This is a genomic window from Bacillus sp. N5-665 (genome assembly GCF_022637375.2).
Lineage (GTDB): Bacteria > Bacillota > Bacilli > Bacillales > Bacillaceae_G > Bacillus_A > Bacillus_A wiedmannii.
The window spans coordinates 5,463,786-5,490,000 of sequence record NZ_CP093325.1; the positions used below are offsets into that span (position 1 = coordinate 5,463,786).

Here is a 26,215-nt window from a genome sequence, read left to right on the forward strand (position 1 = left end):
CCGAATTGTATTTTTTTATCTTATATTAGGCATTTATGACTTCTTTTTTTACATCTGGTAGGCCTTTTAATAAATTTTCAGCAATTGTTAACCACTTCGATGTCTCTAAACCATTTGTTTTCATAACGATTTTCAATTGCGATCCTTCCATTCCTAGACCAATCATACGTCCAAAACTATTTCCAAGCATGAATAATTTTCCGCCATCAATATTTTGACTTGCTTGTTCTGAGAACAGAATTGTCACTTCAAATTTATTTTGCTTAATTAACTCAATTTGTTCTTTCATTGCCAATACTTTAATATTTGCAATTTGCAATAAGTAACCAACTTCTTGCGGGTAATCACCAAATCTATCTATCATCTCTTCCTGCAACTCTTCAATATCCTCAATTGCAGAAACACCTCTAAACTGTTTATACATCATAATCTTTTGTTTACTATCTGAAATATAAGCATCTGGTAAATATGCATCTACTTCTAAATCAATTTCAACATTAACTGTATTTTCAACCCCATCTGTTCCTCTACGCTGTTCAATTGCATCTTTTAACATTTGAGAATATAGATCAAATCCGACAGAATCAATAAATCCATGCTGTTCGGCTCCTAACAAGTTACCTGCACCACGAATGGATAAGTCTCTCATCGCAATTTTGAAACCTGACCCAAGCTCTGTGAACTCTTTAATGGCTTGCAGACGCCTCTCTGCAACTTCTGATAACACTTTATCTCGTTTGTATGCAAAGTATGCATATGCAACACGATTAGAACGTCCAACACGACCACGAAGCTGATACAGCTGCGATAGTCCCATACGATCTGCATCAAATACAATTAACGTATTTACATTCGGAATATCTACACCCGTCTCAATAATTGTTGTACTTACAAGAACATCATGCTGCCCTTCTAAAAACGATAGCATAACAGACTCTAATTCACCTTCGTTCATTTTCCCATGCGCATAAGTTACACGCGCGTCTGGAACTAACATCGAAATTTCATCTGCTTTTCTTTCGATATCCTCCACACGATTATATAGGAAGTAAATTTGCCCACCTCTTGCAAGCTCTCGTTCTATCGCTTCTCGCATTAACGCTGGATTATACTCTACTACATACGTTTGGACTGGGAAACGATTTTCTGGTGGTGTCTCAATAACAGATAAGTCACGCACACCAAGCATAGACATATGGAGTGTACGCGGAATCGGAGTTGCCGTTAATGTTAACACGTCAACATTTGCTTTTAATTGTTTAATTTTTTCTTTATGCGTTACACCAAACCTTTGTTCTTCATCAATAATAAGAAGACCTAAATCTTTATAAGTAACATCTTTAGATAAAATACGATGCGTTCCGATTACGATATCTACCGTACCATCTTTTAAGCCTTTAATTGTTTCATTTTGCTGTTTTCTCGTACGGAATCTACTTAATAATCCTATATTGATTGGATAATCTTGAAAACGCTCTCGAATTGTTTCATAGTGTTGTTGTGCAAGGATCGTTGTCGGCACTAAAATTGCAACTTGTTTTTCATCCATAATTGCCTTAAATGCCGCACGGATAGCTACTTCCGTCTTTCCATATCCTACATCACCACAAAGAAGCCTATCCATCGGACGTCCACGTTCCATATCTTTCTTAATCTCTTCAATAGAACGTAATTGATCCTCTGTCTCTTGATATGGGAAAGAAGATTCAAATTCTTGTTGTTCTGCCGTATCTGGTGTATATGCATAACCCTTTGAGGCTTCGCGCTCAGCATATAGTTTAATTAGGTCATCCGCAATGTCTTGTACAGATTTTTCAACTTTCGTTTTGACCTTTTTCCAATCATTTCCGCCCAATTTATAAACTTTTGGATCCTTACCTTCAGATCCTACATATTTCTGCACTTGGTCAATTTGTTCAATTGGAACGTATAACTTATCATTACCTTGATATTTAATATTCAAGTAATCTTTATGAACACCATTAATCTCTAGTGTCTCGATACCTAAGAATTTACCTATACCATGATTTACATGAACTACATAATCTCCAACTTTTAATTCCGAATAACTTTTAATACGTTCAGCATTAGATAACTTCTGCTTACGTTGTGATTTTTTAACTTTCTTATGAAAAAGCTCTTTTTCAGTAATAACAACAAGCTTTTGCATCGGCATTTCAAATCCTGCGTGTAAATCACCTACAGCAATTTGTAACCTTCCAGGCAATAATATATCTGTGCCCTCTACGATATCTGCCTCAATATCATAATCACTTAAAATATGTTGTAGTTTTTTTACACGTTCATCATCTGTGCCGAGCACAACAGTCGTAAAATGCCCTTCGTTCCATCTATCAATTTCAGTTTTCAACAACTGCATCTGCCCATGGAAATCTTGCATTGTTTTACATGTCACATTCACAATGTTTTGTGGATGTGTATGTGCTATATGGCGTAAGAATAACGTTAAATACACAAAACTTCTTTTTTTATGATGAAGAAATTCCTCAAACGAGTGTGAGAAAGATAAATCTTGAATAATTATTCCCTCACCAAGAAGTGATATATACCATTCCGCCTCTTCTGTTTCAAGATGTGATGCTGTTTCTTGAATACGGGAAATCTCATCTAAAACCACAATACCATCTTCTGGTAAATAATCTATCAGACTAGCAGGTTCTTTATAGAAAATAGATAAATATTTAAACATCTGTTCTATACTTTGCCCGTTTTTTAACATCTCAATTTCATGACTTACCGTTTCAAGCACTGTAGTCTTCAATTTATCATCGGAAAGTTTTTGCATCGTCTTAGTCAAGCCTTCCTCAAGATGCTCAATTCCCGACTTCAATTCTTCCTGTGAAAATAAAAACTCTGTTGCTGGACCAAATCTAACACTTTCTTTTTTATCTTGAGAGCGCTGTTCATCCACATCAAATAATCGAATAGAATCAACTTCTGTATCGAAAAATTCAATACGAAATGGTAACTCTTCAGTTAATGGGTAAATATCTAATATTCCCCCGCGCAAACTGAATTCCCCAGGAGCTTCTACCATCGACTTACGCTCATAACCAATATGATGTAAAGTATGCAAGAATGTATCTAAATCAATCTCTTGCCCTAGATTGATTTCGATTTGCCTTTGCTTCCACAACTCTTTCATTGGTAAAAATCTACGTAGTCCTGCAACTGGCGCTACAATAATCCCGTTTTCTCCTGCCGCTAAACGATTCAATACTTCAATACGTTGCGCCTTCAATTCTGGGCTTGCAACACCAATTTCTGATGCTATCAATTCATTTACTGGGTATAACCACACATCTTTTTCACCAAGTAACGCCACTAAATCTTCATGCACTTTTTGTGCTTGATATAAATTATGCGTCACAATAAGTTGTGATTTTTTTGTTTTTTTATATAAGGCCGCCATTAATAACGAACGAGAAGAGGTTGCCATACCTGATACAAGTTGTTCTTTTAAACCATCTTCTAGTCCATTAATAACCGATTGGATCTCTTCATTTTTATAAAATTGCTCTAATAAACCTATCATTTTCAAAACCCCTCTCAACATAAAGAGCAAGCCACTATATTTTATGCAAATATTTTGGAAAAAGAAAACAGAAAAATGCTTTGGACATGCCAAAGCGACAACATTTTATTGCAGAAATTTTTCATATTCATAATACTCAGGATAAGATGCGAGCGTTTCTTGACACGATTCACAAATCGTTTTTATATATATATTTCCATTCTCATGAAAATGAATCATCTCTACTACTTCTTGCTCTGTTAGTTGAAATAAAACGTCGCTATACACTTTTTCTGCAGTAACGGAGCCTACATTACTCCCGCAATGTCTGCAATAATAATAACCTTCCATACTAGCCTCCTAAAAATCCAATTACTACTAGTATGGGTAAAAACAAGACAAAATATTCCCAATCATACCCTTAACTATTGAAGGTATTCATGATTTGAAGAAAAGGTTTATTTAACCATTCTTCACATGCATCCGCTGCTTTTTCAATAGAATGACTCACATCAGGAATTTCTTCCGATGTAAAACGTCCTAATACGTAATCTACTACCTTCATGCCATTTTTCGGACGATCAATTCCCATGCGGATACGTTGAAACTCTTGTGTTCCTAAATGTGAAATTGTTGATTTCACACCATTATGTCCACCAGCACTACCTTTCATACGAAGGCGTAATTTACCTACAGGGATGTCTAAATCATCGTACAGAACAACGAAGTCTTCAACATCAATTTTATAGTAATCCATGAGTGGTCGAATACTTTCCCCAGATAAATTCATATATGTAAGTGGCTTTAATAAGATTACTTTTTCTCCATTAACAAATCCTGCACCAAATATTCCTTTAAATTTTTGTTCATTCAAAGAAATATTCCAACGCTTTGCAAGTTCATCAATCGCCATAAATCCAATATTATGCCTTGTTAATTCATATTCTCTACCCGGGTTCCCAAGTCCTACTATCAATTTCATTCTTGTACCACTACTTTCTTTTTTCGATACGAAAAGACGTAACCAATCTTGGTTACGTCTCATTCTATCCAATTAATTGAATAATACACTTACAGATTCTTCTTCGTACACACGAATGATTGCTTCTCCGATTAGTGGAGCAACTGAAAGTTCATGTACTTTGTCGATTTTCTTCTCTTCTGGTAATACGATAGAGTTCGTTACAACTAACTCTTTAATATTTGAGTTTTGGATACGCTCAATTGCTGGACCAGATAATACTGGGTGTGTACAGCAAGCATATACTTCAGAAGCACCGTTCTCAACAAGAGCGTTTGCTGCTAATGTAATTGTACCAGCTGTATCAATGATGTCATCAATTAAAATTGCTGTTTTACCTTCAATATTACCGATAATGTTCATTACCTCTGATACGTTCGGACGAGGGCGACGCTTATCAATAATAGCGATTGGTGCTTTTAGACGATCTGCCATTTTTCTAGCACGAGTTACCCCACCGTGGTCAGGTGACACGATTACGATATCTTTAAGACCTTTTGTTTCAAAGTAATCTGAAAGGATCGGTACACCCATTAGGTGGTCGATTGGGATATCAAAGAACCCTTGAATTTGTGGAGCATGTAAATCTAGAGTGATTACACGAGTTGCACCTGCTGTTTCAAGCAAGTTTGCTACAAGTTTCGATGTAATTGGTTCACGAGAACGCGCTTTACGGTCTTGACGCGCATAACCATAGTAAGGAATAACAATATTAATTGTTTTTGCAGATGCTCGCTTTAATGCATCGATCATAATAAGTAATTCCATGATATGTTCGTTTACTGGGAAGCTTGTAGATTGAATAATGAATACATCGCAACCACGGATACTTTCTTCAATGTTAATTTGAACTTCTCCATCACTAAAACGATCAACAGAACATTTTCCTAGTCCTACTCCAATGTGCTTTGCAATTTGCTCAGCAAGTTCCTTATTAGAGTTTAAAGAGAATACTTTCAAATTAGAATTTAGATATTGAGTCGACATCTAGATTAACCCTCCACATTATGATTTTTTCTTATTCAGCAATTGATCAACATAGTCTTCTTTGTTAACTTGACGTGCACGTGCTACAGATAATGCTTTTGATGGAACATTCTCTGTAATTGTAGAGCCTGCTGCCACATAAGCACCATCTTCAACTGTTACAGGAGCAACAAGGTTTGAATTACATCCAATAAATACCCCGTTACCAATCACAGTTTTGAATTTATTCTTACCGTCATAGTTCACCGTAATTGAACCACAACCAAGATTCACGTCTTCTCCAACTTGTGCATCCCCGATATAACTTAAGTGTGAAGCTTTACTTCTATTACCAAAAACAGTTTTTTTGATTTCCACGAAGTTTCCAACGCGTACTTCATCTCCAATAACTGAATCTGGGCGAATATGTGCAAATGGACCAACCGATACTTCTGTACCAAGTTTACTATCATGTACAGTAGATTGACGAATTGTCGTACGATCTCCAATTTCACTATCGCGAATTACTGTATGCGGTCCAATTTCACAATCAGAACCAATTACAGTATTCCCCTCAATAATTGTTCCTGGATGAAGAACTGTATCACTACCGATAATCGCATCAGCAGAAATATACGTGTTACTTGGATCAATAATTGTAACACCATTTACCATGTTCTTTCGGTTGATACGGTTTTTCATAATAATTTCCGCTTGCGATAGAGCGACTCTGTCGTTAACACCTAACGTTTCATCGAAGTGCTCTGTTTGATAAGCTGATACGATATGACCTTCATTTTTTAAAATCTCAATAACATCTGGCAGGTAATATTCACCTTGTACGTTATCATTTGAAACTTTAGAAAGTGAGGCGAATAAAGCTTTATTATCAAAACAATACGTACCTGTATTGATTTCTTTAATAGCTAATTCTTTATCATTTGCATCCTTATGCTCAACAATCTTTTCAACATGACCATTCTCATTACGAACGATACGACCATATCCAGCAGGTTCTTCTATGTAAGCTGTTAGCACCGTTGCCATTGCCCCTGCCTCTTTATGTTGCTGAAGCAATGATTCCATCGTTTCAGCAGTTATTAGCGGCGTATCACCACAAATAACTAAAGTTGTTCCTTCTTCGTTTGCAAGTACACTTGCAGCTTGATCTACAGCATGTGCTGTACCAAGTTGTTCTGCTTGTAATGCAAACTCACTTACGTTTCCTAGCTGTTCTTGTACCATTTCAGCACCATGTCCTACGACTGTTACAAGTTTCTGCAATCCTAATTGCGTTACTTGATCGACAACATGTTGTACCATAGGTTTTCCACATACAGGATGAAGCACTTTGTATAGCTTAGACTTCATACGTGTGCCTTTGCCCGCAGCTAGAATCACTGCAAATCTGTTTGACATATAGACCCTCCATCGCAACCTATTTATCCATTAACGATATTATCCTAAATCATCATATATTTCAAGAAACACATTTTAACTATTAAATTTTACCATAATTCTTATACGATGTTTTACTCTTTAGTATCTTTTTTAAGAAATAAGCTATACTATTTAAAATGATTTTGAAAAAATTAGAAGTTTTCCTCTTCACTTTAAAGAATTCAGAATTTTCCGTGCGAAAAATAGATAAAACCACAAAAAAACAAACCCCTGTAAATGCTTACAGGAGTTTGTTGCAAAATTATAGGGATTTCTTTAAAAAGCCCTTTTCATTCGAATTTTACGAAGCACCCGCTTCTTCAAACTCAACCTCTTCTAACTCGCCTAAACGATGATACTCTGTTAAAACCGCATCTTGAATTTTAGAGCGTGTATTAGAATTAATTGGATGTGCAATGTCACGGAATTCTCCATCTGGAGTACGTTTACTTGGCATTGCTACAAATAATCCATTATTACCATCAATTACACGAATATCATGAACAACAAATTCATGGTCTAGAGTAATAGAGGCAATTGCTCTCATGCGGCCTTCTGTGTTTACGCGGCGTAATCTTACGTCAGTCACTTCCATCTTGTGTTCACCACCCTTTTCTAAATAAGCGATATATTTGTATAAATTCCACAAAATTTCTATTTTCCCTTTAATTTTTTAAAAATTTTTAAGATAAAAATTTTTAATTTAATTGAATATAGAGATTAGTGGAGGTTATCGCTTACAAAAGATTACTTAACTAGGGCAATTACTTCGATTTCAATTGAAACATCTTTCGGTAATTTTGCTACTTGTACACAAGAACGAGCTGGCTTATGAGTAGAGAAATAAGAGCCGTATACTTCATTAACAGCATTAAAATCATCCATATCTTTTAAGAATACTGTTGTTTTTACTACTGTATCAAATGAAGCACCTGCTTCTTCTAATACAGCTTGTAAATTTTGAAATACTTGCTCTGTTTGTACTGTCACGTCTCCTGCTACAAGCTCTCCACTTGCAGTTAACGGAATTTGTCCTGAACTGTAAAACATATTATTTACAATAATCCCTTGTGAATATGGTCCAATTGCTTGTGGTGCATTGCTTGTTTGAACAACTTTCATATTTTTTCACCCTTTTATTATTTATTTTTACTCTTTAAAAATAGTGCACGAAAAGCAGTTTGTCCATCTATTTTATAATTTATAAACAGAATAAAAAAAAGATAAAGCGATCTGCTTTACCTTTTTACTCAGCCTCTACAAGCCCTTCATCAAATGGTGCCAGTGAATAATTTCCCTTTTCCACTTGAATCGCTTTTTCTTTCACATCAACTTCTGATAGACGAATTAATGATACAAAATTATTAATTAGTCGTTCTTCAATATCCGTGGATTCTACTAATACACCAATACCAACAACATTAGCCTTAAACTCTTCTAACATACTCATCATACCTTGAATTGTCCCGCCAGCTTTCATGAAGTCATCAATAATTAAAACATTTGATCCCTCTGGAAGGCTACGCTTTGCTAACGTCATTGTTTGAATTCGCTTAGAAGAACCTGATACGTAGTTAATACTAACAGTTGGGCCTTCTGTTACCTTATTATCTTTCCTTGCAATTACTACCGGTACATCTAAGTAATTTGCCACCGCATAAGCAAGTGGAATCCCCTTCGTTGCCACCGTCATAACCGCATCAATTGGTTGCCTAGCAAAAACAGAAGCAAACAAACGACCTGCGCCATTAATATGGCGAGGATTACTTAAAAGATCTGTCATATATAAGTAACCACCAGGCAAAATACGATCTGGATTTTCAAATAAGCTACAAAGCTCACCAATAATTAGATCTGCCTCTTCCTCACTTATATATGGTATATATTTCACTCCTCCTGCTGCTCCTGGTACCGTTTGCAATGTGCCGACCCCTTGTTGTTCAAACGTTTGCTTAATAATAACTAAATCTTCACTAATGGAAGACTTAGCTGATTGATACCTTTCAGCAAAAAAAGTGAGAGAAACTAGCTGACGAGGGTTTTGTAACAAGTAATACGTCATATCGACTAATCTTGTACTTCGTCTAATTTTCATACTCTCACCTCAAATCACGAATATTCTAAACAAATCATAACGTATTATACGTCTTTATTCAAGCGTTTCTCGCTCTCCTAATAAACGTACTGCGTATACTTGTTCACAAAATCCTTTTAATCCATTATATATACGATGCATTCGCGAATCATGATGCACAAGACCAAATACAGTTGGGCCACTTCCACTCATTAATACAGCATCCGCCCCAAATCGCTTCATCTGTGCCTTAATACGTGCAACTTCAGGATGCATCGCAAACGTTACATCTTCTAAAACATTACCAACAGTATCACAAATCCCTTTGTAGTCCCCAGCATTTATGACGTTAACCATTTTATCTACATTTGGATGTGTAACTCGATTTAACTTTAAATTTCCATACACATCAGCAGTAGATACACCAATATGGGGTTTTGCTAAAATAACCCAACAAGAAGGCGGAGTTTTTATGTGCTCAATTTGCTCTCCTCTTCCAGTGGCAATTGCTGTCCCACCATATACACAAAACGATACATCTGATCCTATTTTTGCGCCAAGCTCTGCTAACTGATCAATTGTAAGCCCTAAATTCCATAATTTATTAAGGCCACGTAATGTCGCTGCTGCATCACTACTTCCACCTGCTAATCCAGCTGCTACTGGAATCGTTTTTTCAATAGTAATAGATACGCCTTTTTTCACATTAAACTTCTCTTTTAATAATTTCGCTGCTTGATAAGCTAAATTTCTTTGGTCGTCTGGGACATACCGATTATGGGATAAAATTTCAATACGGTCTTCTGCTAATTCCATTAGTTCTAAACGATCCGCTAAATCAATTGTTGTCATAATCATTTTCACTTCATGATATCCGTCTTGTCTTTTTCCCAGTACATCTAACGACAGATTAATCTTTGCTGGTGCTTTCACTAGTAGCTTCAATCTATTCACCCACTCTATGTACTCAATCTTTTATCGTTTATTTTACCATAAATTTATAGTAAGACGATGACACTTCCCTAATTATAACGAAAAGCATTCAGAATGAAACTACTTATGTAAAATGATGGCACCTTTTCGAGTACAAAAAGCCGAGGAATCACTCCTCGGCTACCGTAGCATAGAAAGTATCTTACAACTACTGGTTTTGTTTCATTAATTGCTGTTCTGCAATTTCTATAGCACGTTTCACCATGTTACCAGCATCTTTCGCACGAATTCCGCCCCAGCCTTCTTTCTGAACAACATCATAAAAGCCTAGCTCTTTTGCAAGCTCTTCTTTAAATTGATTTGACATGACACCTCTTCGTCTACTCAATGCAGAGTCCCTCCTTATTTTGCTACGGTATAATTAGTATGCAAAATAATATAGCTTTTCATTTGTGGGAATATATGTAACGATACATGAATTATAAAATCACTTCATTATGAGGTTCACCATAAAACGTTAACTCTACTGTCTCTGTTAAAACATCCGCATAGCTATATGATACACGTTGTAACGCATCTTCTTGCTGATCCAATTGTACAACAAAAACAGAACGGTACGTTTCTGCAAGTACACCTGATTGCTCTACTGTTTTTCTTCTCCCACTATTTGCCTTTAACATCAGTCTCTGTCCAAGATGGTGATCTAATTCGCTTTTAATTTCATCTAAACGTTTTGACATATACTTCGTTACACCTCGCTGTAATTTAGATTGAACACTTAAAACACGATATATCTATCCCAATTATTAACCGCAACTCACAGACAATATCATTATAAAAGCATCATGCGTTCAAATAGATAGAAGAAATACTATATTGTAAAAGTATCATTATGTAGTCTGCGCGTTCTTGTCTCTTTTTATCCAAGCTGATTTAAATCCTTTCCATACAAAAAAGCAAGATACATATGTACCTTGCTTATTCTTCATAATGTTGAAAGGGTAATCCAGTTCGTAAAATTCCCCTCGTCTCAATACCGCCAAGTCCCTTTTCGCCGGTAATCGTATTACGTACAACATCCCATACATTTACTCTTTCCATAAATGACGTAAAACTAATTTTTCCAACCACATATACAGGATCTAGTGCGTGAATATTAATTCTAGATGGTGAACTAGCAAAATTAGCACCTGCTCGAATTAATGCTTCAAAGTGTGATTGGCATGCCCCAGCAAAAATAACGAGTTGATCCAATGATGGATATTTTTTTCTCACTTCTCGAACAGCCTGTACAAAATGCCTTGAATGCCTATATGCTGCTAAATCTCCCTTTACCCCTTTTGATTTTGTATATGCATCGTGTCCTGTAATAACTAAAATGTCCGGACGAAAATGATCTATTAAATCTACTACCTTTTCATGCATCTCTGTTTCTTTACAATGAATACCTTGTACAGGAACACCAATTTTATTATATAAGTCTAAGCACTTGCGCAAATATAACGGGTCTCCATCTATATGCAATACACGTCCTGGCATTTGAAAATAATTTACCTCACTTGTATATCCACCCGTTGAAGTGTGTTCATGCCTTTGTTTCATTAATACATAATCTTGTTGAAACAAACGATACGTACGCTCCATCGTTTCTTTCTCACGCTTCGCTCTTTTTTTATGTTCTCGTTGGTCTATACTAATTAAATCTTCAAGTGGCGCATCTGCCACCAGTCTAATTTCCTCTCCAAATAATATAGCTATCTCGCCTTTTATTTCTATAATACGAAAAAGGATATCCCTATTATGAGAATATCGTTCCACTAATTCTCCAACATGTAAAGCCATTCTCCTACCTCCAAACTCGTTAGGCCATCTTACCTGTTTTTAAAGTATGAATGTAGGAGAGGAAAGGTGACAAAAGGGACAGTTCAAGTTGAACTGTCCCTTTTCTATTCTTATGACAATTTATGAAGAACTAATGCATTACTTAATGTTGCAAACTCCTCGATAGATAGCGTTTCGCCTCTTCGTTTTGGATCAATTCCTACTTCTGTTAAAATTCGATCCAACAGCTCTTTATCTTTCGGGAAACCATTTAAATTATTTGATAAATTATTCATTAAAGTTTTACGACGCTGTGCAAAACTTGCTCTTACTACTTCAAAGAAGAATGTCTCATCTGTTACTTCTACAACTGGTTTCGGGCGCTTTAGGAGACGAATAATCGCAGAATCAACATTCGGTTGTGGCACAAACACTGTACGTGGTACAGTCATAACTGTTTCTACCTCTGTATAATACTGAATAGCAATGGATAAAGAACCATACTCTTTCGTTCCAGGTTTAGCAGCTAAACGATCTCCAACTTCTTTTTGCATCATAACAACAAATCCACGAACTGGTAATTTCTCTTCCAGCAATTTAAATAAAATTGGCGTTGTAATATAGTACGGTAAGTTCGCTACTACCATTACATCTTGCCCTTCCTCAAATTGCTCACTGAACACCTCATGTACATCTGCCTTTAGTACGTCTTTATTTATAACTGTAACGTTGCTATATGGAGCTAACGTCTCATCTAAAATCGGTAATAATCTCTGATCAATTTCAAAAGCTACTACTTTTTTAGCACGCTTTGCTAATTGTTCTGTTAACGCACCGATACCTGGTCCAATTTCAATTGCACCACTTTCTGAACCAATTTCAGCGTGATCGACAATACGATTTAATACGTTCGTATCAATTAAAAAATTTTGTCCTAAACTTTTTTTGAATGAAAATCCATACTTTTCAACAATGTCTTTCGTACGATTTGGCGTTGCGATATCCTTCATTTTCTTTCCTCCTGTATGACTTGCTTATAAGCTTCTGCAAACGATTCTTTTGAAACTTGAAACATTTGTAAACGTTTATGTAACTGTTTTGCGTTTGTATAACCAATCTTTAATAGCTTACCCATTCTTTCTCTGCGACTCTTTGCCATTTCTCCGCCCACTAAGCCTGCATCGACTAAATCGCTCCAACTAATTTCACTTGTGTAAGCTTCCATTTCTTCATGTATATTCTCTAAAGCACGGCGAATTGATTCATTAGAAGCATGTTCAATCCCGACACCCTTTTTCCTTTTGGCAAGTGCTTCTTCCTTCGGTAAAAAGGCATGTTTACATCCAGGCACCTTATCAGAAATAATTTTTCGAATACGCTCTCCAGGATAATCCGGATCTGTGAAAATAATAACGCCCCGTTTTTGCAGCGCTAATTTAACTTGCTCAATAACATGATCACCGATTGCTGAACCGTTCGTTTCAATTGTATCCGCATCAACAGCACGCTTAATCGCAACTGTATCATCTTTACCTTCTACAACGATAATCTCTTTAATTTTCATGCTTGCCTCCACACTCGTTTCGTCTCTACTTAGTAAAACAAAAAAATGACGACTTTTCCATTATTATTTTCCCCATTCTTACATTTTAAAAAATAGAATGTCCAAAACTTTGTTCTCTCTCCTTATTGTAACACTTCCTCATTCGCCCTTATTTTTTCACAAAAATAAAAAAAGAATGGGTTCTCCCACTCCTTTTTATTCAACACCAAATAAAGCTTTTGCATTTTTTGTTGTTATCTCTGCTACTTCCTCATAAGAAATTCCTTTTAAATTCGCAATTTCTTCTGCTACAAGTTTTACATAACTCGGTTCATTTCGTTTTCCTCGAAATGGATGTGGTGTTAAATATGGACAATCCGTCTCTATTAACAATTTCTCTAATGGAATCTCCGTGGCAACTTCTTTCGGTTTCTTAGCATTTTTAAATGTAACTGGGCCGCCTAACGAAATTAAAAAGTTCATATCAACACATCGCTCTGCTACTTCTACGCTGCCGCTAAAGCAATGCATAATGCCTCCCACTTCAGCTGCATTCTCTTCTTCTAGAATATCAACAATATCTTGAGTTGCATCGCGGTTATGTATAATAATCGGCAATTTCACCTTTTTGGCTAATGCAATTTGTTTACGGAATACTTCCTTCTGTATTTCTTTTGGAGACTTATCCCAGTGATAATCTAAGCCCATTTCTCCAAGTGCAACGACTTTAGGATGGGAAGCAAGTTCTTCTAACCACGCTAAATGTTCTTCTGTCATGTCGATTGCATCAACTGGATGCCATCCTACCGCAGCGTAAATAAAATCATAAGTTTCAGCTAACTCCATTGCCTTTTTGATCGTTATTTCATCAAAACCAACAACAACTGTATAGGTAACTCCTGCTTCTTTCATTCGTGCAATAACTTCTTGCAAATCCTCTTCAAATTGCTCTGCATTCAAATGTGAATGTGTATCAAACAACATAATACATAACTCCTTTTATATTGAAATCAAGTTTATTCTAAAAAATAAGCTCTTTACTAACTTAACGATAACAATACTATAATTTTAATGCAAAAATAGAGAGTGTAAAAAGAAAAAAGACGCTTCACACATGTTACACGTGAAACATCTCTTTTCTTGTCTTAATTACTTGATTTTTGTACCGTTTGGTAGATTTTGGTCGATTGATGCTAATGACAATACGCCATTCTCTTCACCCGCTAAAATCATACCTTGTGATAATTCACCGCGTAATTTTACAGGTTTTAAGTTTGTTACACAAATAACCTTTTTACCTTTTAGGTCTTCCGGCGAATAGAATTTTGCAATTCCTGAAACAACTTGACGCTTTTCTGTACCTAAATCCAGCTGAATTTTTAACAACTTATCTGCTTTTTTCACAGGTTCAGCTGATAGTACTTCAGCTACGCGTAATTCTACTTTAAAGAAATCATCAATTGTGATTTCTTCTGCTTTCGGTTCTTCTTCTTTTTTCTCTTCTACTTTAGGAGCAGAGCTTTTCATTTGTTCTTTAATGTAGCCTACTTCTACTTCCATTTCTAAACGAGGGAAAATTGGGTTTCCTTTTTCTACTTTTGTTCCAGCTGGAATGCAGCCAATTGTAGATAGGCTTTCCCAAGATTTATGTGCCTCTTCAGTAAGTCCAAGTTGAGCAAACATCTTACTTGGCGCTACTGTTAAGAACGGCATAAGCATAATACCTGTTTGACGAAGTACTTCTGCTAAGTGAGCCATTACAGAAGCTAACTTTTCAAGATCCTTCTTATCTTTCGCTAATACCCATGGTTGTGTTTCGTCAATATATTTATTTGCACGGCTAACCAATTGCCAAATTGAGCTTAGCGCTACAGAGAATTCCATATTCTCCATTGCCTCTTCTACTTTTTTCAATGTATCTTTTGCAAACGTTACTAACGTTTCATCAAATTCCGTTACATTTGCTTTAAATGCAGGGATTTCTCCGTTAAAGTACTTATCAATCATAGCTACTGTACGATTTAATAAGTTACCTAAGTCATTTGCTAAATCAAAATTAATACGCTCTACAAATCCTTCTGGTGTGAATACGCCATCAGATCCGAATGGAACTTCACGAAGTAAGTAATAACGTAATGCATCTAATCCGTAACGATCAATTAATGTAACTGGATCTACTACGTTTCCTTTTGATTTACTCATCTTTCCATCCTTCATTAAAATCCAACCATGAGCAAAGATTTTTTTCGGAAGAGGTAAATCTAATGCCATTAAAATGATTGGCCAATAAATTGTATGGAAACGAACGATTTCTTTTCCAACTAAATGCACATCAGCCGGCCAGAATTTCTTATACATCTCTTCATTTTCTGTTCCATAACCTAATGCTGTAATGTAGTTAGACAATGCGTCAACCCATACGTAAATAACATGTTTCGGGTTACCTGGAACACGAACTCCCCAGTCAAATGAAGTACGAGAAACAGCTAAATCTTCTAAGCCTGGTTTAATGAAGTTATTAATCATCTCATTCTTACGAGACTCTGGCTGAATGAAATGTGGATTATCTTCATAGAATTTTAATAGTCTGTCGACATATTTACCCATTCTAAAGAAATACGATTCTTCACGAACAAGTTCTACATCATGACCACTATCTGGGCTTTTTCCTCCAACTACTTTGTCACCTTCCATAATTGGATCTACTAATTGATGCTCTGTATAGAATGTCTCATCTTGTACAGAATACCAACCTTCATATTCATCAAGATAAATATCACCTTGATCTACTAGTTGCTTGAAGATTTTTTCAACAACATCTTTATGACGATCTTCAGTTGTACGAATAAAATCATCATAAGAGATATCCATTTTCTCCCAAAGCTCTTTAATTCCTGCAACAATGTTATCCACATATGCTTGTGGTGTAACATTTAATTCTTCTGCTTTCTTTTGGATCTTCTGTCCATGCTCATCAGTTCCTGTTAAATAATGAACATTGTATCCTTGCATACGCTTATATCGTGCCATCGCATCTCCTGCTACTGTTGTATAAGCATGTCCAATGTGTAATTTTCCACTTGGATAATAAATTGGGGTAGTAATATAAAAGGACTTATTTTCCTCTGTCATTGTTTTGGACCTCCCGGATAACCTCATATGTATTTATAAATAGTATATCAAAAACTTATATATAAAGTGAAACTTTAATCTGTGGGGGTTTTGTTCACTCCCGCGGATTATTAGCCCGCACCAATCAGGCTTTTACGAGCAATCCGACTCCAACTTAAATTCTTTGCTCCAGCCAAATTTTAAATTTAGAATCTTACTGCTTGTTAATGCGGGATAAAAACGAGTTAATACTTAATATCTTTATCATCTATTGCTCATATTTCAAGAAAATATACAGTCCTTACTTACAATCTATAATTTTTTCTGAAAATAAAGTGAAATAATAGTAGAAATTACTCTCATTCTATTATATATAAGAAGTAAGAAATCTATAAATCTTTTTAAAAAATATAGAATTAAAGAATTGACGGAAATGTAAATGATTGGTATCATATGTCCATAGGGTATTTTGTCGAAAAATGACGAATCTAGAAAATAGACTCGAAACTTATAAACTATTTCTTTAGGAGGAAAAGAATTATGAAATCTACTGGTATCGTTCGTAAAGTTGATGAATTAGGTCGTGTAGTAATTCCAATCGAATTACGCCGTACTTTAGGTATTGCAGAAAAGGATGCTCTTGAAATCTACGTTGATGACGAGAAAATCATCTTAAAAAAATATAAGCCAAACATGACTTGCCAAGTAACTGGTGAAGTATCTGATGGTAACCTATCTTTAGCTGAAGGTAAAATTATCTTAAGCAAAGAAGGCGCTGAGCAAATCTTAAACGAACTTCAAGATTATATCGAAACAGCAAAATAAGCTTCTCAATTATGAGAAGCTTATTTTTTATCGACATGATAGATTTGATATACATCGCGTTTCGACAAATCTCGATCTTTAGCGACTGTTTTTATTGCCTCTTTTGAATTCATACCTTTTTCGTTTATATAATGTTCAATATGATCATATACCGAAATAGATTCCCACCATTTTTCTTCTGGGGCAGGTTCTTCCGTTGAACCAGCTACTAAAATACAAAACTCGCCACGAACTTCATTTTGTTTCGTCCACTCAATTGCTTCCTCAACTGTTCCACGAATAAATTCCTCGAATTTTTTCGTTAACTCTCGACATAATACAATTTCTCTATTTCCCAACACTTCTTGCATCGAGATTAAAGTATCATCTAAACGATGGGGCGCTTCATAAAACATCATTGTAGTTTGTACATAACGAAGCTTCTCTAACTCCATTTTTCTTTCTTTTTTATTTCTTTGTAAAAATCCATAGAAATAAAATTGTTTTGTTTCAAGACCTGATGCAATTAATGCTGTAAGGGCTGCATTTGCCCCAGGAAGCGGGATAACATGATACTGTTCTGCTACAGCCTCTACAACAATATCGTAACCTGGATCAGAAATACACGGCATACCAGCATCACTAACAAGTGCTACAGTCTTTCCTTCGTCTAACTTCCCTAATATTTTCTTCCCACTTACTTCCTTATTGTGCTCATGGTAACTCATAACAGGGGTTTCAATTTCGAAATAATTACAAAGTTTTTTCGTTTGTCTCGTATCTTCAGCAGCAATTAAATCAGCTTCTTTTAAAATTCGGATTGCACGAAATGTCATATCTTCTAAATTTCCAATAGGAGTTGGTACTAAATATAAAACTCCCTTTTCATTTTGTTGAAAGCTTTTTTGTTGCCACATAGTGTTCTCCTTTTTGCATATATTCTTCTTTTTGTTTTCTATTTAACTGCTTAAAATAATACTCTGCTTGCATAGCTGTACGCTTATCTTCATGAAATTCTATGTATTTTAAAACAACAGGAAGTCTAGCACGCGTATACCTAGCCCCTTTTCCACTATTATGGGTCTGAATCCGCTTCTCTATATGATTTGTATATCCAGCATAATAACTTCCGTCAGAGCACTCTACTACATAAAAACAATCCTTATTCTTCTCCATATAAAATTGAACGAATCTCCTTTGTATATTCATTATTTTCTTCATATACAAAAAGAGGGGGCAATATTTTCAAATCTGCGTTTCCATCCTTAATTCCTTCAATTAACAATGTATTCGCTTCTTTCCCTGCCTTAGGATAAACAAATCGTACACGCTTTGGTTCAATTTTGTATTTACGCATTAATGTAACAATATCTAGTAAACGACCTGGACGATGTACAAATGCTACTTTCCCACCTTGCTTTACTAACTGACTACTTGCAGATACAACATCCTCTAATGTACACATAATTTCATGACGAGCTATCGCTAAATGTTCATTCATATTTTTCTCAGAAGTTGCAGGTGTTTGAAAATAAGGGGGATTACATGTGACAACATCATATTGATGACGTCCAAGTTTCTCCGGCATATCTTTCAAATCCCCATGTATTAAGTGAATTCTTTCTTCTAGCTTATTGTATTGAACGCTTCTGATTCCCATATCATATAAACGTTCTTGAATTTCTACACCTGTAATGCTTCCCTTTGTTCTTGTACTTAATAAAAGGGGGACAACTGCGTTACCTGTACACAGATCAAGTACATTACCTTTTTGAATTGGCACCCAAGCAAAGTCTGCAAGTAAAACAGCATCTAACGAGAAATTGAATACTGATGGGCTTTGTACAATCTTCATATCTTGCGCTAATAAGTAATCTAAACGTTCATCTTCATATAAATTCATATGTTACTCCTTTTCTTACACTTAACCTACCCTATTTCATCTTCTACTAATAAAAAAACATATTTCATTGTACTCTCATGTATAAAAAATTACCTTTCCAATTATCATTGGAAAGGTAATTTCACTTTTTATTTAAAAATGACAGGCAGAATAAACAATCTCCCTCTTTACGTACACTTCCATAATGCAGATTACAAATATGAAAACCTTCTTGATATAGCCTTGCTAAATTATCGTAGCCTTCGCCAATATCAGTTGTCTTTGGCTTCACTTCTTTACGTTTTTGAGTTTTTTGTTTTTCTTTAATCTGCACTTCTTCAAAGCGATGTCGCAAATTTTCATTTTCCATTTTTATATGTTGGTTCTCTTCCAACAACTCTGCAAGATGTTGTTTTAATTCTCCCAACTGTTTGTATAAATGTCCAATTTGCTCTTCCATACTAGAAACCGATGCAAAAATATCTTTTTTCTCCACAAGCACCCACCTCATTAATCTGTGGTTTGACTCGAAACGACCCCTTTATTCACTAACTCATCTAACGTATATTCTACTATCCGTTCCTTGTCTACTAGTTCCACTTGAATTAATCTTTCTAAAATATTTAATCCGATAACACGGCCAGTACCATGCGGGGTTTGTATACGTTGATCTAAATCAGGAAGTTGTTCCTTTGCTGCCTCATATTCATCATTCTCATATTTTAAGCAACACATTAAGCGACCACATAAACCAGAGATTTTTGCAGGATTTAATGATAAATTTTGATCCTTTGCCATCTTAATGGATACAGGTTCAAAATCTCCTAAAAAAGTAGAACAACAAAGCATACGACCACATGGACCAATACCACCAAGCATCTTCGCTTCATCACGAACACCAATTTGTCTTAGTTCAATTCTTGTCCTAAAAATTGCCGCTAAGTCCTTCACTAGTTCGCGGAAATCAATCCGACCATCCGCAGTAAAGTAGAAAATAATCTTATTGCGATCGAACGTATACTCTACATCTACAAGTTTCATATCAAGATTATGCTCTACTACCTTTTGCTGACAAACTTGGTATGCTTCTTTCGCAGCATGTTTGTTCTCTTCAACAATGGTACGATCATTTTCATTTGCAATACGAATAACCTTTTTTAGCGGTAATACAACGTCGTTTTCATCAACTTGCTTTTTGGTAATAACTACTTTTCCGTACTCAATACCTCTTACTGTTTCTACAATTACAAACTCATTTTCAGAGATATCGAACTGATTCGGATCGAAGTAATACACCTTTCCGGCCTTCTTAAAGCGAACACCTACTACATCATACAAAACGGTCATCCCTCCTGCAACCGCAACACTAACTGTTCGAACACAAGCTGCGCATTTACATTAGCGTTGATTCTATTTTTTGCCTCTAATATATTAAAGAGAGCTGATACAATGCGCTTCTGAGCATAGGAGAAAGATTCAAACATCTCTTTCTGCTCATGAAAAACAAGACGATCTTCTTCTCCAAGTTGAACATATAATAAATCCTTATAAATAAGGAGCAACATATCTAAACCTTGCTGTAATTGTTCTTTCTCTCCAAAGTGTTTTCCCCATTTTTCTTGTACAAAAAAAATAGAGGCTTTATCCTTTTCGAGCGCTTCACATAATTTTATCACTAAAGCTCGTGCTTGTGCAAACCATTCATCACTACATAAAGCTAAAGCTTCATCAAAACTATTCGTGAGTTGCGCAGCAAGTGTCGATAAAGATGCCGTAATACCTTCATCCTGTAATCTTCTAATTAAAGATTCCGTAGGTAACGGTCTAAATGTAACAACTTGACAGCGAGATAAAATCGTATTTAAAATTTGATGACTTTGTTCAGTAAGTAAAATAGCTGTTGTATCACTACTTGGTTCTTCTAAAAATTTTAAAAGTGTATTCGCTGCATTTGCTGTCATACGATCTGCGTGCTCAATAATATATACTTTTTTATTTGCTTCTAATCCTGTTTTTGAAAACTCTTCTTGTAAATCATGAATTTGCTGCTTCTTAATAGATAATCCGTCTGGTTTTACAATATGTAAGTTAGGGTGGTTACCTGAATCAATTCGCTTACAATTTGTACATACGTGACAAGGCTCTACCCCGTTCCGCTGAGAACAGAGGAAACTCTTTGCCATTTGAATTGCCGTTGCAAACTTTCCAGTCCCTTTCCCTCCCTCTAACAAGTAAGCGTGGGATATACGCTCTTTTGCAATGCTATTCATCAACATTTTTACACCGATGGGTTGTATAGCAGAAAGCTGCTCCCACGTCTTCGTCATAATGCATACCTCACTTATTTCATTCTTTCCTTCTATTATAACAATTTATCTTCTATAATCTGAACAACTTCTTCTATAAGTTTTTCCATTGGTTGATCAGCATTTACCAATACAATACGATCTGAGAAATGTTCTACAACTTGTAAATATCCTTCACGGACACGTTTATGGAAAGAGATATCTTCCATATCTAATCGATTCACTTCACGTCCTGCATCTTTTTCAATGCGAGCTAAACCAATCTCTGGTTCAATGTCTAGGTAAATCGTTAAACTAGGCATACAGTCCTCTGTTGCGAAACGATTTATTTCAAATACCTTATCCATACCTAACCCTCTTGCATATCCTTGATACGCTAAAGAGCTATCTATAAAACGATCACATAATACAAGGTAGTCCTCGTTAAGTGCCGGCATAACCTTTTCCACCAAATGTTGTCTACGTGCAGCGGCATACAGAAGCGCCTCTGTACGTGCTTCCATCATCGTATATTCTTGTTTATGTAAAATTGTTCTAATATCCTCTGAAATTGCAATACCACCTGGTTCTCTCGTCGCCATTACCTTTTGTTCTTTTTGTTCAAAGTACGGCAATAAACTTTTAATTAACGTTGTTTTACCCGAACCTTCTGGACCTTCAATTGTTACAAATAATCCCTTCATTCTAAAACCTACTTTCTATATCATACACTTTCATATATTTCGTGCTACCTTGAAAACGAGCGCCTGATTGCTCTAAATACATAATTTGCTCTTTATGTTCTGAAGTAATTCTTTCCCCATACATAATCAATGGAATTCCAGGTGGGTACGGAATTACCATTTCTGCCGCTATCATCCCAACTGCTTCTTCTACAGATACTACTTTTGTTTCATATCCTTCCAGTTGTTTATATGTATACGGTAAAGGAGAAAATTCTCCTTTATAAGTATAACGAATAGATTCCTTCTTGTCTTTCACCTCATAATATTGCAATGCCCCTCGGATCATCTCTATAGCCTTCATATACTCCTTATTTACTTGCAAGGGTAAAATAAATAGAACATTATATGGATCCGCCATTTCTGTATATATACCGACTTTTTCAAATACAGACTGTAATTCGTATCCTGATAACTGACAACGTGTCTGTACAGTAACCTTTAACTCATCTTGTAATGGATACTGTAAAATAGCTATTTGTGGAATAGAACACAATTCGTCTTTAAATCCCCGTAAAAACTCGACAATTTCATCATGTCCCTTTTCTTTTATACGTGCTATTGTAAAGCGTGCAATATCAAGAGAAGTCATAATTGGATACGATGGACTACTAGATTGTAGCATACTTAAATAGGTAGAAACTTTTTCTTCTTTCACTAGGCGACTATTTATATGTAAATAGGATCCCATTGTCATCGCGGGTAATGTTTTATGTGCAGAATGAACTACAATATCTGCCCCATATGCTAATGCTGACTTTGGAAATGCCCCTCCTAAACAAAAATGAGCTCCATGTGCTTCATCTACTAAAACGGGGATTTTATGTGCATGTGCATAAGCGATGCTTGCCTCTAGATCCATCCCCATACCATAATAATTAGGATGCGTTAAAATGAGTGCTTTAGCATTTGGATATTTTTCAATTGCTTCCTTAATAATTTCAACATGAATGCCCACCGGTACATTATAAGCTTCATCAATCCATGGATCTAAAAAAATTGGATTTGCGCCCGCTAATTTTAAACCATTAATAATTGATTTATGACAATTTCTTTGTACAAGAACAATATCATGTTCCCCGCAACAAGACAAAATCATTGCTAGGTTCCCTACTGTTGAACCATTAATTAAAAAATAACTTTTTTTCACTCCATATACATCAGCTAATAACTGTTGTGCCTCATCTATACATTCAAACGGACTATGTAAATCATCTAACCCTGACAACTCAGTTACATCGATAGATAGTATATCTTTAAACTCCCCTATAGCTTCCTGAGGGAAGTTTAAACCGTTTTTATGACCTGGAACATGAAAGGATAACGGCTTTCTATCTTTAAACTCTGTTAATGCCTCATATAAAGGTATGCGATTTTGCTTCATCTATATCTCTTCCTTATTATTTCATTCTTTATCTATTATACAGAACAAAAAAAATAATAGGCATATGCCTATTTAAAAATATGATACTTCTAATTTCCGAAGCTGTTTTAAATAATATATATACTTCGGATCATTTGTCTCCGTATTCACCATATCTTTTTCACATTCATAACAGATTAAATTATTATAAACATATATCCCTTCTTTTCTTTCTGTCTCACAAACAATACAAACCTCATTTTGTGCTTTCATAACCTTCCCTCCCTATTTCAATGGACATATTTTATACTTCTATTCCTTAACAATTTACAGAAAAATATACATCCATCTCTTATATAATATGATTAACCCTTGGGCAACGTGTTTGTATTACCATTACTTCTTTTTTTTTCGTACTGTTTGAAAACACAAAAAAAACACAAGTCAAAAGACTTGTGTTTTTAATTGCTTGGCGACGTCCTACTCTCACAGGGACAAGGTCCCAACTACCATCGGCGCTAGAGAGCTTAACTTCCGTGTTCGGTATGGGAACGGGTGTGACCTCTCTGCCATCATCACCAAACTATGAAGGCATATTCCTTCAAAACTAGATAACATTGCTACATATTATATGGTTAAGTCCTCGATCTATTAGTATTCGTCAGCTCCACATGTCACCATGCTTCCACCTCGAACCTATCAACCTGATCATCTTTCAGGGATCTTACTAGCTTACGCTATGGGAAATCTCATCTTGAGGGGGGCTTCATGCTTAGATGCTTTCAGCACTTATCCCTTCCGCACATAGCTACCCAGCTATGCCCTTGGCAGAACAACTGGTACACCAGCGGTGCGTCCATCCCGGTCCTCTCGTACTAAGGACAGCTCCTCTCAAATTTCCTACGCCCACGACGGATAGGGACCGAACTGTCTCACGACGTTCTGAACCCAGCTCGCGTACCGCTTTAATGGGCGAACAGCCCAACCCTTGGGACCGACTACAGCCCCAGGATGCGATGAGCCGACATCGAGGTGCCAAACCTCCCCGTCGATGTGGACTCTTGGGGGAGATAAGCCTGTTATCCCCGGGGTAGCTTTTATCCGTTGAGCGATGGCCCTTCCATGCGGAACCACCGGATCACTAAGCCCGACTTTCGTCCCTGCTCGACTTGTAGGTCTCGCAGTCAAGCTCCCTTATGCCTTTGCACTCTACGAATGATTTCCAACCATTCTGAGGGAACCTTTGGGCGCCTCCGTTACACTTTAGGAGGCGACCGCCCCAGTCAAACTGCCCACCTGACACTGTCTCCCGGGTCGATAAGACCCGTAGGTTAGAATTTCAATACATTCAGGGCGGTATCCCACCAGCGCCTCCACCGAAGCTAGCGCTCCGGTTTCAATGGCTCCCGCCTATCCTGTACAAAATGTACCAAAATTCAATATCAGGCTACAGTAAAGCTCCACGGGGTCTTTCCGTCCTGTCGCGGGTAACCTGCATCTTCACAGGTACTATAATTTCACCGAGTCTCTGGTTGAGACAGTGCCCAAATCGTTACACCTTTCGTGCGGGTCGGAACTTACCCGACAAGGAATTTCGCTACCTTAGGACCGTTATAGTTACGGCCGCCGTTTACTGGGGCTTCAGTTCAGAGCTTCGCTTACGCTAACCCCTCTCCTTAACCTTCCAGCACCGGGCAGGTGTCAGCCCCTATACTTCGCCTTACGGCTTCGCAGAGACCTGTGTTTTTGCTAAACAGTCGCTTGGGCCTATTCACTGCGGCTTTCCGTTAAGAAAGCACCCCTTCTCCCGAAGTTACGGGGTCATTTTGCCGAGTTCCTTAACCAGAGTTCTCTCGCACACCTTAGGATTCTCTCCTCGCCTACCTGTGTCGGTTTGCGGTACAGGCACCTTTTATCTCGCTAGAAGCTTTTCTTGGCAGCGGGGAATCAAAGACTTCGCTCCATAAGGAGCTTCCCCATCACAGCTCAGCCTTCACGATAAGCGGATTTGCCTACTTATCAGCCTAACTGCTTGGACGTGCACAACCAATCGCACGCTTCTTCTATCCTTCTGCGTCCCTCCATTGCTCAAACGATAAAGAGGTGGTACAGGAATATCAACCTGTTGTCCATCGCCTACGCCTGTCGGCCTCGGCTTAGGTCCTGACTAACCCTGAGCGGACGAGCCTTCCTCAGGAAACCTTAGGCATTCGGTGGACGGGATTCTCACCCGTCTTTCGCTACTCATACCGGCATTCTCACTTCTAAGCGCTCCACCAGTCCTTCCGGTCTGACTTCACTGCACTTAGAACGCTCCCCTACCACTGATACCATTGGTATCAATTCGCAGCTTCGGTGGTGTATTTAGCCCCGGTACATTTTCGGCGCAGAGTCACTCGACTAGTGAGCTATTACGCACTCTTTAAATGGTGGCTGCTTCTAAGCCAACATCCTAGTTGTCTAAGCAACTCCACATCCTTTTCCACTTAATACACACTTTGGGACCTTAGCTGGCGATCTGGGCTGTTTCCCTCTTGACTACGGATCTTATCACTCGCAGTCTGACTCCTAAGGATAAGTCATTGGCATTCGGAGTTTGACTGAATTCGGTAATCCGATGAGGACCCCTAGTTCAATCAGTGCTCTACCTCCAAGACTCTTACACTTAAGGCTAGCCCTAAAGCTATTTCGGGG

Annotated in this window: 26 protein-coding genes and 2 rRNA genes (1 of these 28 running past the window's edge); 1 reads left to right on the forward strand and 27 read right to left on the reverse strand. The window is 36.8% G+C overall.

The features are described 5' to 3' along the window. Nucleotides 1-25 precede the first annotated feature (25 nt). The 16 genes from mfd to metG all read right to left on the reverse strand — a co-directional run bounded on the left by mfd (nt 26) and on the right by metG (nt 16,465). On the reverse strand, nt 26-3,556 hold the full coding sequence (gene mfd / locus MNO09_RS30650; protein WP_064475156.1) for a transcription-repair coupling factor: 3,531 nt from the start codon (nt 3,554-3,556) through the stop codon (nt 26-28). 105 nt (nt 3,557-3,661) lie between these two features. Further along, on the reverse strand, nt 3,662-3,886 hold the full coding sequence (locus MNO09_RS30655) for an anti-sigma-F factor Fin family protein (protein WP_000399441.1): 225 nt from the start codon (nt 3,884-3,886) through the stop codon (nt 3,662-3,664). A gap of 70 nt (nt 3,887-3,956) precedes the next feature. Continuing rightward, nucleotides 3,957-4,517: an aminoacyl-tRNA hydrolase gene (pth, locus tag MNO09_RS30660; protein WP_078183735.1), complete on the reverse strand. Its 561-nt coding sequence runs from the start codon at nt 4,515-4,517 to the stop codon at nt 3,957-3,959. A 72-nt stretch (nt 4,518-4,589) separates the two neighbouring features. Further along, nucleotides 4,590-5,543: a ribose-phosphate diphosphokinase gene (locus tag MNO09_RS30665; protein ID WP_000107420.1), complete on the reverse strand. Its 954-nt coding sequence runs from the start codon at nt 5,541-5,543 to the stop codon at nt 4,590-4,592. Nucleotides 5,544-5,561: 18 nt separating this feature from the next. After that, nucleotides 5,562-6,941 (reverse strand): bifunctional UDP-N-acetylglucosamine diphosphorylase/glucosamine-1-phosphate N-acetyltransferase GlmU, encoded by a 1,380-nt coding sequence (gene glmU, locus MNO09_RS30670; RefSeq protein WP_000071047.1) that lies wholly within the window; start codon nt 6,939-6,941, stop codon nt 5,562-5,564. 322 nt (nt 6,942-7,263) lie between these two features. Next, a complete protein-coding gene (gene spoVG / locus MNO09_RS30675) occupies nt 7,264-7,557 on the reverse strand; it encodes a septation regulator SpoVG (protein WP_000454042.1) in 294 nt (97 codons plus the stop codon). 152 nt (nt 7,558-7,709) lie between these two features. Then, a complete protein-coding gene (locus MNO09_RS30680) occupies nt 7,710-8,084 on the reverse strand; it encodes a RidA family protein (RefSeq protein WP_000869826.1) in 375 nt (124 codons plus the stop codon). A 124-nt stretch (nt 8,085-8,208) separates the two neighbouring features. Next, complete coding sequence (purR, locus tag MNO09_RS30685; protein WP_000702481.1) at nt 8,209-9,057, reverse strand: pur operon repressor; 849 nt, start codon at nt 9,055-9,057, stop codon at nt 8,209-8,211. Nucleotides 9,058-9,111: 54 nt separating this feature from the next. After that, nucleotides 9,112-9,981 (reverse strand): 4-(cytidine 5'-diphospho)-2-C-methyl-D-erythritol kinase, encoded by an 870-nt coding sequence (gene ispE, locus MNO09_RS30690; RefSeq protein WP_000772096.1) that lies wholly within the window; start codon nt 9,979-9,981, stop codon nt 9,112-9,114. A 196-nt stretch (nt 9,982-10,177) separates the two neighbouring features. After that, complete coding sequence (sspF, locus tag MNO09_RS30695; RefSeq protein ID WP_001985066.1) at nt 10,178-10,357, reverse strand: acid-soluble spore protein SspF; 180 nt, start codon at nt 10,355-10,357, stop codon at nt 10,178-10,180. A 91-nt stretch (nt 10,358-10,448) separates the two neighbouring features. Further along, complete coding sequence (gene veg / locus MNO09_RS30700; protein ID WP_000044349.1) at nt 10,449-10,709, reverse strand: biofilm formation stimulator Veg; 261 nt, start codon at nt 10,707-10,709, stop codon at nt 10,449-10,451. A gap of 238 nt (nt 10,710-10,947) precedes the next feature. Then, nucleotides 10,948-11,811 carry a sporulation peptidase YabG gene (yabG, locus tag MNO09_RS30705; protein ID WP_001173738.1) on the reverse strand — a complete coding sequence of 288 codons (864 nt, stop codon included), beginning with the start codon at nt 11,809-11,811 and terminating at the stop codon, nt 10,948-10,950. A gap of 110 nt (nt 11,812-11,921) precedes the next feature. Continuing rightward, nucleotides 11,922-12,800, reverse strand: a complete 879-nt coding sequence (rsmA, locus tag MNO09_RS30710) for a 16S rRNA (adenine(1518)-N(6)/adenine(1519)-N(6))-dimethyltransferase RsmA (RefSeq protein ID WP_000651555.1) — start codon at nt 12,798-12,800, stop codon at nt 11,922-11,924. Next, nucleotides 12,797-13,354 (reverse strand): ribonuclease M5, encoded by a 558-nt coding sequence (rnmV, locus tag MNO09_RS30715; RefSeq protein ID WP_000692830.1) that lies wholly within the window; start codon nt 13,352-13,354, stop codon nt 12,797-12,799. Before rnmV ends, rsmA begins: the two co-directional genes overlap by 4 nt. 195 nt (nt 13,355-13,549) lie before the next feature. Beyond that, nucleotides 13,550-14,317 carry a TatD family hydrolase gene (locus tag MNO09_RS30720; protein WP_000895824.1) on the reverse strand — a complete coding sequence of 256 codons (768 nt, stop codon included), beginning with the start codon at nt 14,315-14,317 and terminating at the stop codon, nt 13,550-13,552. 165 nt (nt 14,318-14,482) lie between these two features. Further along, a complete protein-coding gene (gene metG / locus MNO09_RS30725; protein WP_000134146.1) occupies nt 14,483-16,465 on the reverse strand; it encodes a methionine--tRNA ligase in 1,983 nt (660 codons plus the stop codon). Between the two features lie 519 nt (nt 16,466-16,984). Between metG and abrB the strand changes: the two genes are divergently transcribed. Continuing rightward, nucleotides 16,985-17,269 (forward strand): transition state genes transcriptional regulator AbrB, encoded by a 285-nt coding sequence (abrB, locus tag MNO09_RS30730; RefSeq protein WP_000843036.1) that lies wholly within the window; start codon nt 16,985-16,987, stop codon nt 17,267-17,269. Between the two features lie 20 nt (nt 17,270-17,289). Here abrB and rsmI read toward each other — a convergent pair whose 3' ends face one another. From rsmI to MNO09_RS30785, 11 genes are all read right to left on the reverse strand, one after another. Next, nucleotides 17,290-18,165 (reverse strand): 16S rRNA (cytidine(1402)-2'-O)-methyltransferase, encoded by an 876-nt coding sequence (gene rsmI, locus MNO09_RS30735; protein WP_000267811.1) that lies wholly within the window; start codon nt 18,163-18,165, stop codon nt 17,290-17,292. Then, nucleotides 18,134-18,424, reverse strand: a complete 291-nt coding sequence (locus tag MNO09_RS30740) for a GIY-YIG nuclease family protein (protein WP_000414338.1) — start codon at nt 18,422-18,424, stop codon at nt 18,134-18,136. The genes rsmI and MNO09_RS30740 overlap by 32 nt, the downstream gene beginning before the upstream one ends. Beyond that, nucleotides 18,411-19,151 (reverse strand): tRNA1(Val) (adenine(37)-N6)-methyltransferase, encoded by a 741-nt coding sequence (locus MNO09_RS30745; protein ID WP_001055375.1) that lies wholly within the window; start codon nt 19,149-19,151, stop codon nt 18,411-18,413. The genes MNO09_RS30740 and MNO09_RS30745 overlap by 14 nt, the downstream gene beginning before the upstream one ends. Before the next feature lie 121 nt (nt 19,152-19,272). Then, nucleotides 19,273-19,626, reverse strand: coding sequence for a DNA replication initiation control protein YabA (yabA, locus tag MNO09_RS30750; RefSeq protein WP_000412057.1), 354 nt, complete (start codon nt 19,624-19,626; stop codon nt 19,273-19,275). Between the two features lie 14 nt (nt 19,627-19,640). After that, nucleotides 19,641-20,468, reverse strand: coding sequence for a PSP1 domain-containing protein (locus MNO09_RS30755; protein WP_000272429.1), 828 nt, complete (start codon nt 20,466-20,468; stop codon nt 19,641-19,643). A 5-nt stretch (nt 20,469-20,473) separates the two neighbouring features. Then, nucleotides 20,474-21,457, reverse strand: coding sequence for a DNA polymerase III subunit delta' (gene holB / locus MNO09_RS30760; protein WP_000169570.1), 984 nt, complete (start codon nt 21,455-21,457; stop codon nt 20,474-20,476). Between the two features lie 35 nt (nt 21,458-21,492). Beyond that, nucleotides 21,493-22,119, reverse strand: coding sequence for a dTMP kinase (gene tmk / locus MNO09_RS30765; protein WP_000677224.1), 627 nt, complete (start codon nt 22,117-22,119; stop codon nt 21,493-21,495). A 1-nt stretch (nt 22,120) separates the two neighbouring features. After that, nucleotides 22,121-23,542: an aminotransferase class I/II-fold pyridoxal phosphate-dependent enzyme gene (locus MNO09_RS30770; RefSeq protein WP_000812663.1), complete on the reverse strand. Its 1,422-nt coding sequence runs from the start codon at nt 23,540-23,542 to the stop codon at nt 22,121-22,123. A gap of 72 nt (nt 23,543-23,614) precedes the next feature. Then, complete coding sequence (locus MNO09_RS30775) at nt 23,615-23,794, reverse strand: sigma factor G inhibitor Gin (protein ID WP_000647291.1); 180 nt, start codon at nt 23,792-23,794, stop codon at nt 23,615-23,617. A gap of 194 nt (nt 23,795-23,988) precedes the next feature. Next, a 5S ribosomal RNA gene (rrf, locus tag MNO09_RS30780) occupies nt 23,989-24,104 on the reverse strand. 48 nt (nt 24,105-24,152) lie between these two features. Next, nucleotides 24,153-26,215, reverse strand: a 23S ribosomal RNA gene (locus MNO09_RS30785); it runs 859 nt beyond the window's last position.

Bases quoted from the DNA above. Each gene is read 5' to 3' on its own strand.
- mfd (WP_064475156.1), bottom strand. From the start codon at position 3,556: ATGATAGGTTTATTAGAGCAATTTTATAAAAATGAAGAGATCCAATCG.
- MNO09_RS30655 (WP_000399441.1), bottom strand. From the start codon at position 3,886: ATGGAAGGTTATTATTATTGCAGACATTGCGGGAGTAATGTAGGCTCC.
- pth (WP_078183735.1), bottom strand. From the start codon at position 4,517: ATGAAATTGATAGTAGGACTTGGGAACCCGGGTAGAGAATATGAATTA.
- MNO09_RS30665 (WP_000107420.1), bottom strand. From the start codon at position 5,543: ATGTCGACTCAATATCTAAATTCTAATTTGAAAGTATTCTCTTTAAAC.
- glmU (WP_000071047.1), bottom strand. From the start codon at position 6,941: ATGTCAAACAGATTTGCAGTGATTCTAGCTGCGGGCAAAGGCACACGT.
- spoVG (WP_000454042.1), bottom strand. From the start codon at position 7,557: ATGGAAGTGACTGACGTAAGATTACGCCGCGTAAACACAGAAGGCCGC.
- MNO09_RS30680 (WP_000869826.1), bottom strand. From the start codon at position 8,084: ATGAAAGTTGTTCAAACAAGCAATGCACCACAAGCAATTGGACCATAT.
- purR (WP_000702481.1), bottom strand. From the start codon at position 9,057: ATGAAAATTAGACGAAGTACAAGATTAGTCGATATGACGTATTACTTG.
- veg (WP_000044349.1), bottom strand. From the start codon at position 10,709: ATGTCAAAACGTTTAGATGAAATTAAAAGCGAATTAGATCACCATCTT.
- yabG (WP_001173738.1), bottom strand. From the start codon at position 11,811: ATGGCTTTACATGTTGGAGAATTAGTGGAACGATATTCTCATAATAGG.
- rsmA (WP_000651555.1), bottom strand. From the start codon at position 12,800: ATGAAGGATATCGCAACGCCAAATCGTACGAAAGACATTGTTGAAAAG.
- rnmV (WP_000692830.1), bottom strand. From the start codon at position 13,354: ATGAAAATTAAAGAGATTATCGTTGTAGAAGGTAAAGATGATACAGTT.
- MNO09_RS30720 (WP_000895824.1), bottom strand. From the start codon at position 14,317: ATGTTGTTTGATACACATTCACATTTGAATGCAGAGCAATTTGAAGAG.
- metG (WP_000134146.1), bottom strand. From the start codon at position 16,465: ATGACAGAGGAAAATAAGTCCTTTTATATTACTACCCCAATTTATTAT.
- abrB (WP_000843036.1), top strand. From the start codon at position 16,985: ATGAAATCTACTGGTATCGTTCGTAAAGTTGATGAATTAGGTCGTGTA.
- rsmI (WP_000267811.1), bottom strand. From the start codon at position 18,165: ATGTGGCAACAAAAAAGCTTTCAACAAAATGAAAAGGGAGTTTTATAT.
- MNO09_RS30740 (WP_000414338.1), bottom strand. From the start codon at position 18,424: ATGGAGAAGAATAAGGATTGTTTTTATGTAGTAGAGTGCTCTGACGGA.
- MNO09_RS30745 (WP_001055375.1), bottom strand. From the start codon at position 19,151: ATGAATTTATATGAAGATGAACGTTTAGATTACTTATTAGCGCAAGAT.
- holB (WP_000169570.1), bottom strand. From the start codon at position 21,457: ATGACGAAGACGTGGGAGCAGCTTTCTGCTATACAACCCATCGGTGTA.
- tmk (WP_000677224.1), bottom strand. From the start codon at position 22,119: ATGAAGGGATTATTTGTAACAATTGAAGGTCCAGAAGGTTCGGGTAAA.
- MNO09_RS30770 (WP_000812663.1), bottom strand. From the start codon at position 23,542: ATGAAGCAAAATCGCATACCTTTATATGAGGCATTAACAGAGTTTAAA.
- MNO09_RS30775 (WP_000647291.1), bottom strand. From the start codon at position 23,794: ATGAAAGCACAAAATGAGGTTTGTATTGTTTGTGAGACAGAAAGAAAA.